10 protein-coding genes and 2 pseudogenes are annotated in these 12,123 nt (G+C 63.3%); 8 read left to right on the forward strand and 4 right to left on the reverse strand.

Annotation, left to right across the window (positions count from 1 at the left end; genetic code table 11):
- Positions 1-37: 37 nt before the first annotated feature.
- The gene (locus LQ249_RS11440; protein WP_232566467.1) at positions 38-1,117 is read right to left on the reverse strand and encodes a patatin-like phospholipase family protein; all 1,080 of its coding nucleotides are present in this window, start codon (positions 1,115-1,117) and stop codon (positions 38-40) included.
- A gap of 159 nt (positions 1,118-1,276) precedes the next feature.
- Here LQ249_RS11440 and LQ249_RS11445 point away from each other — a divergent pair, with 159 nt between their 5' ends.
- The 4 genes from LQ249_RS11445 to LQ249_RS11460 are packed head-to-tail and all read left to right on the forward strand — an operon-like array spanning position 1,277 to position 3,868.
- Entirely contained in the window at positions 1,277-1,579 is a 303-nt protein-coding gene (locus tag LQ249_RS11445; protein ID WP_057004898.1) for a PepSY domain-containing protein, read from the forward strand.
- Positions 1,579-1,890 (forward strand): PepSY domain-containing protein, encoded by a 312-nt coding sequence (locus LQ249_RS11450; protein WP_017847012.1) that lies wholly within the window; start codon positions 1,579-1,581, stop codon positions 1,888-1,890. The genes LQ249_RS11445 and LQ249_RS11450 overlap by 1 nt, the downstream gene beginning before the upstream one ends.
- The gene (locus LQ249_RS11455; RefSeq protein WP_046384042.1) at positions 1,890-2,558 is read left to right on the forward strand and encodes a response regulator transcription factor; all 669 of its coding nucleotides are present in this window, start codon (positions 1,890-1,892) and stop codon (positions 2,556-2,558) included. The genes LQ249_RS11450 and LQ249_RS11455 overlap by 1 nt, the downstream gene beginning before the upstream one ends.
- Positions 2,555-3,868, forward strand: coding sequence for a sensor histidine kinase (locus LQ249_RS11460; protein ID WP_232566468.1), 1,314 nt, complete (start codon positions 2,555-2,557; stop codon positions 3,866-3,868). Before LQ249_RS11455 ends, LQ249_RS11460 begins: the two co-directional genes overlap by 4 nt.
- Before the next feature lie 246 nt (positions 3,869-4,114).
- Here LQ249_RS11460 and LQ249_RS31745 read toward each other — a convergent pair whose 3' ends face one another.
- Together LQ249_RS31745 and LQ249_RS31750 are read right to left on the reverse strand one after the other, a co-directional pair.
- Positions 4,115-4,870, reverse strand: a complete 756-nt coding sequence (locus tag LQ249_RS31745; RefSeq protein WP_376740623.1) for a methyl-accepting chemotaxis protein — start codon at positions 4,868-4,870, stop codon at positions 4,115-4,117.
- 102 nt (positions 4,871-4,972) lie between these two features.
- Positions 4,973-6,289 (reverse strand): annotated as a pseudogene (locus LQ249_RS31750) (HAMP domain-containing protein); the annotation flags it as partial.
- Between the two features lie 202 nt (positions 6,290-6,491).
- On the opposite strand from LQ249_RS31750, the gene LQ249_RS11470 reads away from it, so the two are divergent.
- The 3 genes and pseudogenes from LQ249_RS11470 to LQ249_RS31760 all read left to right on the forward strand — a co-directional run bounded on the left by LQ249_RS11470 (position 6,492) and on the right by LQ249_RS31760 (position 9,563).
- Positions 6,492-7,811, forward strand: a complete 1,320-nt coding sequence (locus tag LQ249_RS11470) for a Na+/H+ antiporter family protein (protein ID WP_164887027.1) — start codon at positions 6,492-6,494, stop codon at positions 7,809-7,811.
- Positions 7,812-7,883: 72 nt separating this feature from the next.
- Positions 7,884-8,705 (forward strand): annotated as a pseudogene (locus LQ249_RS31755) (cache domain-containing protein); the annotation flags it as partial.
- 102 nt (positions 8,706-8,807) lie between these two features.
- Positions 8,808-9,563 carry a methyl-accepting chemotaxis protein gene (locus tag LQ249_RS31760; RefSeq protein WP_371918425.1) on the forward strand — a complete coding sequence of 252 codons (756 nt, stop codon included), beginning with the start codon at positions 8,808-8,810 and terminating at the stop codon, positions 9,561-9,563.
- 6 nt (positions 9,564-9,569) lie between these two features.
- On the opposite strand, the gene trhP is transcribed toward LQ249_RS31760, so the two are convergent.
- Positions 9,570-10,892 (reverse strand): prephenate-dependent tRNA uridine(34) hydroxylase TrhP, encoded by a 1,323-nt coding sequence (gene trhP, locus LQ249_RS11480; protein ID WP_079443293.1) that lies wholly within the window; start codon positions 10,890-10,892, stop codon positions 9,570-9,572.
- A gap of 160 nt (positions 10,893-11,052) precedes the next feature.
- Between trhP and LQ249_RS11485 the strand changes: the two genes are divergently transcribed.
- Entirely contained in the window at positions 11,053-12,120 is a 1,068-nt protein-coding gene (locus LQ249_RS11485; RefSeq protein WP_017847019.1) for an AI-2E family transporter, read from the forward strand.
- Positions 12,121-12,123: the final 3 nt, after the last annotated feature.

Genomic DNA, 12,123 nt, shown 5'->3' on the forward strand with positions numbered 1-12,123 from the left:
TTTAACAGCTACATCGCGCCTCGCGCATACCGCTGGGTCAAAGCGCCTGCAAGCGCTCGCCCAGGCCACCCTGGTCGGCCAGATGCAGAAACTCATCGCCCAGGCGCCGGCTCTCGCTCATTGCGGTTTGCCAGTATTTGTTGCGAGTCGCGTCATCGCCCAGAAAGCGCTTGAAGTCGCTGCGGTCCGGCAGTTTGCCGTGGGGCAGGCGGGCCAGGTAGTCCTTCGACGGCGCCAGCAGCAACACGTCCTGCAAGCCTTGTTGATTGCTGCGTCGCCACGGCAGGCCCTTGTCGAACCAGCCGGGGATGACGCGGTCGGTGAAGTGCGGGTACAGCACGATGTCATCGCCGTGGTAGGGCAGGTCGAGGTGGTAATCCAGCAGGCCGCCGTCGCGGTAGGTGCCGGCACCGGCGCCAGGCAGGTCGCGCACGCCTTGCATCACCATGGGGATCGAGCCGGACGCCAGCAGCGCTTGGCGCAGGTTGCCCAGGTTCAGGTCGAGGAAGCGCGACGGAAAATCCCGCAGCGCATGCACCGGCGGCGCCTGGCGCGGGTCATGGATGATCAGCCGTTCGAAATGCCGCGCCAGCCGCGCGCGGCCGCGCAGGTTGTCGGCAATCACCGACGACAGGCCCAGGCCCAGCCGCCCGCGGTGGTCATCGGCGAGCAGGCCGTGGCTCTTGACCACCATGATGTTCAGCCGATAGTCGGGGTTGTCCAGCACCCGCGCATCGCGCCCTGCCAGCAGGTCATCGAGCATGCGCCGGCAGCTCTGGCTGACCTCGGCCATGGTCACGCCTTTGGCGAAGCGTTGTTCGTTGTACAGGCGGCCGAGGTCGAGCAGGCCTTGCACCGGGTCGGGCAGGCAGGCGCTGGCAAACCGCCAGGAACCGATGGAGGCACCGATCAGCGCACGTTCGCGTGGCGCGCGGGGCAGCCACTCGCCGAACAGCGCCAGGTCCAGGCCCTGGATGCCCAAGGCCTTGGGCCCGCCTGCCGCACCGGGAAGGATACCGACATCGGCAGGCTTGAGGCCTTGCTCGCGAATGCGCGCAAAGGCGCGTTTGCCGGCCTTGAGGGTCAGGGCGGGAAACTTGATGTGGATGGCTGTCATACCGGTCTCTGTTGAAGCGAGCGGGGCAGTATAGAAAATCTCGTCGGGTGAAGGAAAACGCGGGTGACGCGAATTGCCATGGTGGCAATTCAGTTTCAGTTAAGTTGCCGCGGATACGCTGGCGGGTGTAGGACAAATATCGTGAAACGGAGACTCAGCATGAAGCGTCTCACAATGCTGGTCGCCGCCGGGTGCGCGGCCTCTTTGGCGGCACAGGCCCTGGCAGCCGACCCCGACAAGTCACTCCGCGGGCCCGGCACTGTTACTATTGTCGCCTTCGATCAGCTGGACGCCACGGCCCTGGCCTTGCATCCCGGTTCGACCCTGCTGGACACCGACCTGGACGAGGTCTACGGCAAGTACCTCTACGAGGTCGAACTGGAGGATGTCGACGGCATCGAATGGGAGGTTGAATTGGACGCGCTCACCGGGCATGTGCTCAAGAATCATCAGGATACGTAATGAAGGTATATCGACGCGCCGCTGGCTGGGCGGGGCTGGTGCTCCTGGCGTTTTGCTCAAGCCTGTCAGCCCGCGACCTCAACCAGGACGAAGCCTTGGCACTGCGCCAGCAGGGGGTGATCCTGCCGCTCGAGCAACTGTTGCAGCAGGCCATGGCGCGCCACCCCGGCTCGCGGCTGCTGGAGGCCGAGCTTGAGAAAAAGGACGAGCAATATGCCTATGAGGTGGAACTGGTGACGACCGACGGTGTGGTGCGCGAGATCAAACTCGACGCCACCAGCGGTGCGCTGATCAAAGACGAGGAAGACTGATGCGCCTGCTGTTGGTGGAAGATAACGTACCGCTGGCCGATGAACTGCTGGCCGGCCTGCAGCGCCAGGGCTATGCCGTCGATTGGCTGGCCGATGGGCGCGATGCCGCGTACCAGGGCCGCAGCGAACCCTATGACTTGATCATCCTCGACCTCGGCCTGCCCGGCTTGCCCGGGCTTGAGGTGTTGGCGCAATGGCGCGCGGCCGCACTGGCCACCCCGGTGCTGATCCTCACCGCGCGCGATTCCTGGGCCGAGCGCATCGAAGGGCTCAAGGCCGGCGCCGACGATTACCTGAGCAAACCGTTTCACCCCGAAGAACTGCACCTGCGTGTCCAGGCGCTGTTGCGCCGTTCCCATGGCCAGGCCAACCAGCCGACCTTGCAAGCGGCCGGCCTGCACCTGGATGAAGGGCGCCAATGCGTGCTGCGCGACGGCGACGAAATCCAGCTGACCGCCGCCGAGTTTCGCTTGCTGCGCTATTTCATGTTGCACCCGCAACAGATCCTGTCGAAAAGCCATCTGGCCGAGCATTTGTATGACGGTGAGACCGAGCGCGATTCGAATGTGCTCGAAGTCCACGTCAACCACCTGCGCCGCAAATTGGGCCGCAGCGTGATCGAAACCCGGCGCGGCCAGGGTTACCGGTTCGGCGCCAGTCCTGCATGAAGTCGATCCAGCGGCACCTGAGCCTGGGGCTGATCAGCGTGATGGTGGTGGTCGGCGTGGTGCTGGCGCAAACCAGCCTGTGGTTGTTCGAAGCCGGTTTGCAGCGCTATTTGGAGGCCGGCCTGCGCAACGACAGCGAGAACCTGCTGGTGGCGCTGGTGCGCGGGCCGAATGGCGTGCAACTCGACGAGCAACGCCTGGCGCCGGCCTATCAGCGGCCGTTCTCGGGGCATTATTTCCGTATCGATTTCGCCGACATCCACTGGCGCTCCCGCTCGTTGTGGGACCAGGAGCTGCCACGCCTGCCCGCGGCCGGGCTCAAGGGCAATCTGCAACTGGGGCCGGAAGGCCAGCAACTGTTGGTACTGCGTTCGGACTACAAGCGCTTCGGCCAATTGATTTCCATCAGCGTGGCCCAGGACTACACGCCCGTGCGCGAAAGCTTTCGGCTGATGCGTCAGATCGGCCTGGTGCTGGGGGTGGCGGCCCTGTTGCTGGTGTTGATCCTGCAACGGGTCACGGTCCGTCGCGCCTTGCGCCCGCTGGAAGTTGCGCGCAACCAGATCGCCCAGCTGCAACAGGGCCAGCGCTCGCAACTCGACACCCAGGTGCCGCAGGAGCTGGAACCGCTGGTGGCGCAGATCAACCACCTGCTGGCCCACACTGAAGACAGCCTCAAGCGTTCACGCAATGCCCTGGGCAACCTCGGCCACGCGCTGAAAACCCCGCTGTCGGTGCTGTTGAGCGCGGCGTCGAGCGAAGCGCTCAAGGATCAGCCGCGCTTGCGCACGCTGCTGCGCGAACAGCTTGAACAGGTGCAACAGCGCCTCGACCGCGAACTCAACCGCGCACGCCTGGCCGGCGACACCCTGCCGGGCGCCTTGTTTGATTGCGCGAACGAACTGCCGGGCTTGCTGGCGACCCTGAACATGGTCCACGGCGACCACCTGGACTTGAGCCACCACGCCGTCCCTGGCCTGCAATTGCCCTGGGACCGCGAAGACCTGCTGGAGCTGCTCGGCAACCTGCTGGACAACGCCTGCAAATGGGCGGATGCGCAGGTGTGCCTGAGCATCGGCGAGACGCCGCACAGTTACCTGCTGGCAGTGGAAGACGACGGCCCCGGCATTCCCGAAGCCCAACACGACCGGGTGTTCAGCCGTGGTACGCGCCTGGACGAGCAGACCGACGGCCATGGCCTGGGCCTGGGAATCGTGCGCGATATCGTCGAGGTGTGGGGCGGGGTGTTGCAGTTGCAGGAAAGCCAACTGGGCGGGCTCAAGGTGCTGATCGAACTGCCCAAACGCTGAGGTCGATCAAAAATGGGGGGAGGGGCTTACCCCCGGTGCAGACCGGAGACATCCTTTACGTTTGAAACCGGAGACATCGTTTACATGTATTAATCATGGCCTGGCGATGACCAGCCGATCAAAAGTGTGGGAGGGGGCTTGCCCCCGATAGCGGTGAATCAGTCTATGTAGCCTTTGACTGACCCACTGCAATCGGGGGCAAGCCCCCTCCCACATTGGATTTCCTTCAGAGTTGGTGTCGGTCACTCACACCTGGAAATGATCCATCAACCCCTGTTGCTGATTGGCCAGGTGGTTCAACGCCTGGCTGACGCGCGCCGATTCGTTGGCCTGTTCCGACAGTGACTCGGTGACATCGCGGATTGTCGCCACGTTGCTGTTGATCTCCTCGGCCACTGCGCTTTGCTCTTCGGCGGCGCTGGCGATTTGCAGGTTCATGTCGCTGATCACTGTGACCGCGGCGCCGATCTGGCGTAGGGCGGTGACCGCCTCGCCGACTTGTTCGACGCTGCTCTGGGCCTGGCGATAGCTGTTGCCCATGGCGCCGACCACATCGGTGGTGCCACTTTGCAGTTGCTCGATCACCAGGCGGGTTTCTTCCACCGACTCCTGGGTACGACGCGCCAGGTTGCGCACTTCGTCGGCGACCACGGCAAACCCACGGCCGGCCTCACCGGCCCGGGCCGCTTCGATGGCGGCGTTGAGGGCCAGCAGGTTGGTCTGCTCGGCGATGCCGCGAATCACTTCGAGCACCGAGCCGATCTGCGCACTGTTGGTCGCGAGGCCTTCAACCTGGGTCATGGCGGTGCTCATGTCCGCCGCCAGATGGCCGATGTTGGTGGTGGTGCGGTCGATCACCTGCAGGCCGTCACGGGTGGCCTGGTCGGCATCGCGCGCGGCTTGGGCGGCCTGGGCCGCACTGCGGGCGACGTCCTGGGCGGTGGCGCTCATTTCATGGGAGGCGGTGGCCACCTGGTCGACCTGGCGGTATTGCTGCTCCATGCCGGCGCTGGTTTCGCTGGCGATCGCGGCGGATTGGTCGGCGGTGCCGCGGGCGTCCTGCACCGAGCGTTTGACCTCGGCGATGATCGGCTGCAGTTTGTCGAGGAAGCGGTTGAACCAGCCGGCCAGTTGCCCCAGTTCGTCCTGTTTGGCGTAGTCCAGGCGGCGGGTCAGGTCGCCTTCGCCGCTGGCGATGTCTTCGAGCATGTGCGCCACGCTCAGGATCGGCCGGGTCACGCTGCGCGCCATCAGCCACACCAGTCCCAGGCCGATCACGGCGGCGAGCAGGCCCAGGCTCAACTCGAGCAGGGTGCCACGGGCGTTGTCGGCGTCCAGTTGCGCCTTGAGCGCTTCGGCCGGGCCCACCAGGACTTTTTCCGGCACATCCAGCAACACGCCCCACGGCTTGCCGCCGGGGATCGGCGTGAACGGCGCCAGGACCTTGAGTCGATGGTCGGCACGCAGGCTGCTGATCCGCGTACTGCCGGCCAGGGCGCTGAGCAATTGCGCGCCGCTGGCGGTGTCGACCTGGTCCAGGCGCTGGCTGAGCTTGCTCGCATCCGGGCTGTAGCCGGCCAGCAAGCCGGTGGCGCTGAGAATGCTGACCTGGGTCTGGCCGTCATACAGCGTGTGGCTCGCCTGCTGGCTCACCGCCTGCAGGCTGTTGAGGTTGATGTCCACCGACAGCGAGGCGATGACTTTGCCATTCACTATCAGCGGGAACACGAGGCTGGTCATCAGTACGTTTTGGCCGTCGATGACATAGAAGTACGGTTCGATCACACACGGTTTGAGGGTGGTGCGCGGGCAGGTGAACCAGGCGTTGGCCTTTTCTCCACTCGGGCCGACGCTGGTGTCGGACATGTCGCTTTCGGGCAGCGACATGGCGGTGAGTTTGCCGGGCGTCGGCTGTGACCAGTAGAGGGCGAATCGGCCTTTGTCGTTGCTGCCCAGCTCTGGCTGGTTGACGAACAGCTCATCCTTGCCGTCCAGGGCATTGGCTTCGAACACCAGGGACAAACCGAGCAGGTCGGGGTTGGCCTGCAAGGCGGCCTTGACCTGGCGGGTCAAGTCTTCACGGGTGTCGAAGGCGTCAAGGAAGCGCTTTTCTGCCTGTTCGCGCAGGAACAGCACCTGGCGGGAAAACCCGTGACCGTATTGATAGGCATCCATGAACTGCTGGCGGATGCCCAGCGCCTGCGCTTCGCCCTGGGCTTCGATACGCGCCTGGGCCGCTTCGTCGAGCATGTGCATGCTGGAGGCTTTGACCTGCTGCGAACTCTGTTCCATGCGATACAGCGACAGACCCACCAGCAGGGTCACGATCCCCAGCAGGCAGAGGCCGGCGAGCAGGGTGATTTTCCATTGAATGGACAGCTGTCTGAGGGACATCGCGGAGCATCCTTTACCTGAAAACATAGAGAGCCTTTATATCGGCGGCTGTATTTTTTTCTTTATTCAAACGTTCAATTTAAATTTGAAAGCGACGTCGTTTTTTGACATGCGACCGCGCCTGCTGCAAAGTGCGCGCCCTCTAATAAGACCTCCTTCCAGCCTGCACACCGGCAGTCATGCCGGTGCGGGCATGCCTGTATTTTGTTTTTTGCTTGAGGTAACCATGATTAACGCAGTCATCGCCGCGGTCGGCACCATGCTGGTGCTCAGCTTGTCCCGCGTGCATGTGGTCATCGCCATCATCGTCGGCGCCCTGGTGGGCGGGCTGACCGGTGGCCTGGGCATCGACGCCACGCTCCAGGCCTTCAACGGTGGGCTGGGTGGTGGCGCGACAGTGGCTTTGTCCTACGCATTGCTCGGCGCTTTCGCGGTGGCGATTGCCAAGTCCGGCCTGGCCCATGCCCTGGCGGACAAGGCGTTGCTGCTGGTCGATCGCCAGGAAGCCAGCGGCGGCAGCCATGTCAAATGGCTACTGATCGGCCTGCTGTGGGTGGTGGCGATCGCCTCGCAAAACATCCTGCCGATTCATATCGCGTTTATCCCGCTGCTGGTGCCGCCGTTGCTGTACGTGCTGACCAAACTGCAACTGGACCGTCGCCTGATCGCCTGCGTGATGACCTTCGGTTTGATCACGCCCTACATGTTCCTGCCGGTGGGCTTCGGCAACATCTTTCTCAACCAGATCCTGCTGGCCAACGTGGCCAAGAGCGGCGTGGACATCAGCCAGGTCAACGTGACCCACGCCATGGGCCTGCCGGCGCTGGGCATGGTGGTCGGCCTGCTGGTGGCGGTGTTTGTCAGCTACCGTAAAAAGCGCGTGTACGACCTGGAGAAAATCGAGCGGGTCGAACAGGTCGCGGTGCAATACAACCCACTGACCCTGCTGGTGGCCGGCCTGGCGATCGCCTCGGCGTTCATCATTCAGTTGTGGTTGGACTCGATGATCATCGGCGCCCTGGCCGGGTTTTTGATTTTCTCGGTATCGGGCATTGTGCGCTGGCGCGAGACCGACGACCTGTTCACCGAAGGCATGAAGATGATGGCGATGATCGGCTTCATCATGATTGCCGCTTCAGGCTTCGCCGAAGTGCTCAAGGCCACCGGTGACGTGCGCTCGCTGGTGGAAACGTCGGCGGCGTTCATCGGCCATAGCCGTGGGATCGGGGCGTTGCTGATGTTACTGGTGGGGCTGCTGGTGACCATGGGCATCGGTTCGTCGTTTTCCACGGTGCCGATCCTGGCCGCGATTTTCGTGCCGCTGTGTGTGCAACTGGGCTTCAGCCCGCTGGCCATTGTGTGCATCGTCGGCACGGCCGGCGCCTTGGGCGATGCCGGTTCGCCAGCGTCGGACTCGACCCTGGGCCCGACCTCCGGCCTGAATATCGACGGCCAGCACCACCATATCTGGGACACCGTGGTGCCGACGTTCCTGCATTACAACATCCCGCTGCTGGTGTTCGGCTGGGTGGCGGCGATGACGCTCTGACGGGGTCGTCCTACAGAATCTGCGCAACTGGCCGTTAACCTCTCAAGCCGCCACTAATAAGAGAGAAAAGCCATGCGTCTGAGCCTGAAGGTCAAAGTCCTGTGCCTGGCCATCGTGCCGGTGCTGTTGTTTGCGTTGGTGATCAGCCTGACCACGGTGTGGATCCTCAAGGGGCAAGCGCGCAACGAGGTGGATGAGACCCGCCAGCACTTGCTCGACGCCGCCAAGGCCACTCTGCAGAGCTATGTGGAAGTGGCCATGACGACCATCAAACCGCTCTACGACGCCGCCGCCCCGGGCGATACGGCGGCGCGTGCCGAGGTGGTCAAGCTGCTGTCCAATACCAGCTACGGCAAGGATGGCTACTTCTTCGGCTACGACTCCGAAACCATCCGCCTGTTCAAGGGCAACAGCCCGGACGGCGTGGGCAAGAGCTTCAAGGACAACCGCGACCCGAATGGCGTCTACGTCAACCGCGACCTGGTCAAGGTCGGCAAGGACGGCACCCACTACCTGCAATACAGCTCGACCCAGCCCGGCCAGACCGAACTGGTGCCCAAGCTCGGCTACACCGAATACCTGCCCAAGTGGGACATGGTATTCGGCACCTCGGTCAACCTGGATGGCATCGATGCCCAGGTGGCGGTGGTCGAGGCCAAGGTCAAGAAGCGCATGGAGGGCGTATTGCTGAGTATCTTCGGTGTGGCCGTGCTGGTGCTGCTGGTGATTGCGGCGGCGGGCATGGTCCTGGCCAATACCATCCTGCGTCCGCTGCACCTGATGAAAGCCAACCTCGACGATATCGCTGCCGGTGAGGGCGACCTGACGCGGCGCCTGGCTATCACCAGCCAGGACGAACTGGGCGATCTGGCCGGGGCCTTCAACCGGTTTGTCGAAAAGATCCACGGTTTGGTGCGCCAGATCACCGAAATGACCGCGCAACTCACCGGGCTGGTGGGCCAGGTGTCCGACCAGGCGCAGCGTTCGGAGCAGGCCATGGAGCGTCAGCGTCACGAGACCGACCAGGTGGCCACCGCGATCAATCAAATGTCTTCCGCCGCCCAGGAGGTTGCGCGCAGTGCCCAAGGCGCTTCCGTGGCTGCGCAACAGACCGACGCCGAGGGCCAGGCTGCCAAGCGCGTGGTGGACGGCAGCATCGCGCAGATCCATGCGTTGGTGAACGATATCCGCAGCAGCGGCGTGTCCCTCGACAGCTTGCAGCAGGATGTGTCGTCGATTGTCAGCGTGCTCGGCGTTATCCGCTCGATTGCCGAGCAGACCAACCTGTTGGCCCTTAACGCCGCGATCGAAGCGGCGCGGGCGGGGGAGGCCGGTCGCGGCTTTGCCGTGGTCGCCGACGAAGTGCGTGCCCTGGCCAGTCGTACCCAGACCAGCACCCAGGAAATCCAGGGCATGATCGATCGCCTGCAAAAAGGCACCGTCGCCGCCGTGGAGGCCATGCGCCGCTCCAGCGATGCCGGGGACGGCACCTCGGCCCAAGCCAACGAAGCCGGGGCGTCGCTGGACACCATGGCGCAGTTGATCGGCACCATCAACTCGATGAACGCGCAAATTGCCAGCGCCGCCGAAGAACAGACCGCGGTCGCCGAAGAGATCAACCGCAGCGTGCATCAGATTGCCGTGGCGGTGGACAGCGTGGCCGATGAAACCCAGTTGGGCGCCCAGACGTCGCGCAGCCTGGCCGACCTCGGCCAGCGCTTGGGCCAACTGGTGGCCCAGTTCAGGATCTGAGGGGGGTTACTCGACGTCGCGCATCAACAGGCCGAAACGCAGATCCATCTGCGCCGGCAAGGGCACATACACCGTGTGCCCATCCCCCGGCGCCACCTCGATGGCTTCGCCCTTGGCGTTGTGCAGGGTGGCCAGGTCGAAGTGAAAGTTGCCGGCGGGGGTCATCAGTTCCAGGTGATTGCCCACTGCAAAGCGGTTCTTCACCTTGACCTCCGCCAGCTCGCCCCGGCGCTCGCCGGTCAATTCGCCGACGAACTGCTGACGTTCCGACACCGAACTGCCGTTCTGGTAGTTCTGGTACTCGTCGTGTACATGGCGACGCAGGAAACCTTCGGTGTAGCCGCGTTGGGCCAGTGACTCCAGGTTGGTCATCAGGTTGCGGTCAAATTCGCGACCGGCCACGGCGTCATCGATGGCCTGGCGATACACCTGGGTGGTGCGCGCGCAGTAGAAGTGGGACTTGGTGCGGCCTTCGATCTTCAACGAATGCACGCCCATGCGGGTCAGGCGCTCCACATGCTGCACCGCGCGCAGGTCCTTGGCGTTCATGATGTAGGTGCCGTGCTCGTCTTCGAAGGCGGGCATCTGTTCATCCGGGCGGTTGGCCTCCTGCAACAGGAACACCTGATCGGTCGGCGCGCCAATGCCCAGTGTGGGTTCCGGCTGATATTCTTGGACGATATCGCCGGTGACGTTTTCCACCGCCGGCGTGGCCTGGTATTTCCAGCGGCAGGCATTGGTGCAGGTGCCTTGGTTGGCGTCGCGCTTGTTCATATAGCCGGAGAGCAGGCAGCGCCCGGAATAGGCCATGCACAACGCGCCATGGACAAACACTTCCAGCTCCATGGCCGGCACTTGCTCGCGGATTTCGCCGATCTCTTCCAAGGACAATTCCCGCGACAGGATCACCCGGCAGATGCCCTGCTGTTGCCAGAATTCCACACTGGCCCAGTTCACGGTATTGGCCTGCACCGACAAGTGGATGGGCATCATCGGGAAGTGGCGACGCACCAGCATGATCAGCCCGGGGTCGGACATGATCAACGCATCCGGGCCCATGGCGATCACCGGGGCCAGGTCCTTGAGGAAGGTCTTCAGCTTGGCGTTGTGCGGCGCGATGTTGACCACCACGTAGAAACGCTTGCCCAGTGCATGGGCTTCCTCGATGCCCAGGGCCAGGTTGGCGTGGTCGAATTCGTTGTTGCGCACGCGCAGGCTGTAGCGCGGCTGGCCGGCGTATACCGCATCGGCGCCGTAGGCGAAGGCGTAGCGCATGTTTTTCAGGGTGCCGGCGGGGGCGAGCAGTTCGGGTGCAAGGACGAGAGACATGGGGAGTGGGGCCCAAAAGGCCGCGAGCGTAGCCGAACGCGTATAGGGATTTATTGATCCAGGTCTACGCTTGCTGCAACAAAAAAGGCACTCCCGGGATTTGCGACGGACTAAGCACGTGGACGCAAGCGCGCGCCCGGCTTTTTGACCTGGATCGGACATGAATCAAACCAATCTGCAATTCAAGACTCTGCTGTTACTGCTGGCCCTGGTGACCGTTGCCTTTATCTGGATATTGCTGCCGTTTTACGGCGCGGTGTTCTGGGCGGTCATCCTGGGCATCATCTTTGCCCCGATGCAGCGGCGCCTGCAGGTGAAATCAGGCTGGAACCGCAACCTGACCTCCCTGGCCACCCTGACGGTGTGCCTGGTGATTGCGATTCTGCCGGTGATCATCACCAGCGCCTTGCTGGTGCAGGAGGGGGCCACGCTGTACAAAAATGTCGAAAGCGGCAAGCTGGACGTGGCCGGGTATATCGAACAGTTCAAGAACTTCCTGCCACCTTATTTCCAGCACCTTCTGGACCGCTTCGGCATGGGCAACCTGGAAAGCCTGCGCGAGAAAATCGTCAAGAGTGCGATGCAGGGCAGCCAGTTCTTCGCCAGTCAGGCGTTCAGCTTTGGCCAGGGCACGTTCGATTTCCTGGTGAGTTTTTTCATCATGCTGTATCTGCTGTTTTTCCTGCTGCGTGACGGCCCGGAGCTGGTGCGAAAAGTCCGCACGGCGGTGCCGCTGGCCGAGCCGCAAAAGCGCCGCCTGCAGCTCAAGTTCAACCGCGTGGTGCGCGCCACGGTCAAGGGCAACGTGTTGGTTGCCGTGACCCAAGGGGCGTTGGGCGGTTTGATCTTCTGGTTTCTGGACATTCCCAGCGCGTTGCTCTGGGCGGTGCTGATGGCGTTTTTGTCGCTGCTGCCGGCGGTGGGCGCGGGGATCGTGTGGGGGCCGGTGGCGGCGTACTTCCTGCTGAGTGGGGCGATCTGGCAAGGCGTGGTGCTGAGCCTGTTTGGTGTGTTCGTCATCGGCCTGGTGGATAACGTGCTGCGCCCGATCCTGGTGGGCAAGGACACCAAGATGCCGGACTACCTGATTCTGATCTCGACCCTGGGCGGCTTGTCGGTGTTCGGCCTCAACGGCTTCGTGATCGGGCCGCTGGTGGCGGCGTTGTTCATGTCCAGCTGGGCGTTGTTTGTCGAAAGCAAGCCGCGGCTCAAGTTGCCGTTGCCCTAGGCC

It is taken from the genome of Pseudomonas sp. 7-41, assembly GCF_021233075.1.
In the GTDB taxonomy this organism is placed as follows: Bacteria; Pseudomonadota; Gammaproteobacteria; order Pseudomonadales; family Pseudomonadaceae; genus Aquipseudomonas; species Aquipseudomonas veronii.

Excerpts from the sequence above, each read along its gene's own strand:
- LQ249_RS11440 (WP_232566467.1), bottom strand. The coding sequence starts at position 1,117 with ATGACAGCCATCCACATCAAGTTTCCCGCCCTGACCCTCAAGGCCGGC.
- LQ249_RS11445 (WP_057004898.1), top strand. The coding sequence starts at position 1,277 with ATGAAGCGTCTCACAATGCTGGTCGCCGCCGGGTGCGCGGCCTCTTTG.
- LQ249_RS11450 (WP_017847012.1), top strand. The coding sequence starts at position 1,579 with ATGAAGGTATATCGACGCGCCGCTGGCTGGGCGGGGCTGGTGCTCCTG.
- LQ249_RS11455 (WP_046384042.1), top strand. The coding sequence starts at position 1,890 with ATGCGCCTGCTGTTGGTGGAAGATAACGTACCGCTGGCCGATGAACTG.
- LQ249_RS11460 (WP_232566468.1), top strand. The coding sequence starts at position 2,555 with ATGAAGTCGATCCAGCGGCACCTGAGCCTGGGGCTGATCAGCGTGATG.
- LQ249_RS31745 (WP_376740623.1), bottom strand. The coding sequence starts at position 4,870 with ATGGAGCAGCAATACCGCCAGGTCGACCAGGTGGCCACCGCCTCCCAT.
- LQ249_RS31760 (WP_371918425.1), top strand. The coding sequence starts at position 8,808 with ATGGAGCGTCAGCGTCACGAGACCGACCAGGTGGCCACCGCGATCAAT.
- trhP (WP_079443293.1), bottom strand. The coding sequence starts at position 10,892 with ATGTCTCTCGTCCTTGCACCCGAACTGCTCGCCCCCGCCGGCACCCTG.
- LQ249_RS11485 (WP_017847019.1), top strand. The coding sequence starts at position 11,053 with ATGAATCAAACCAATCTGCAATTCAAGACTCTGCTGTTACTGCTGGCC.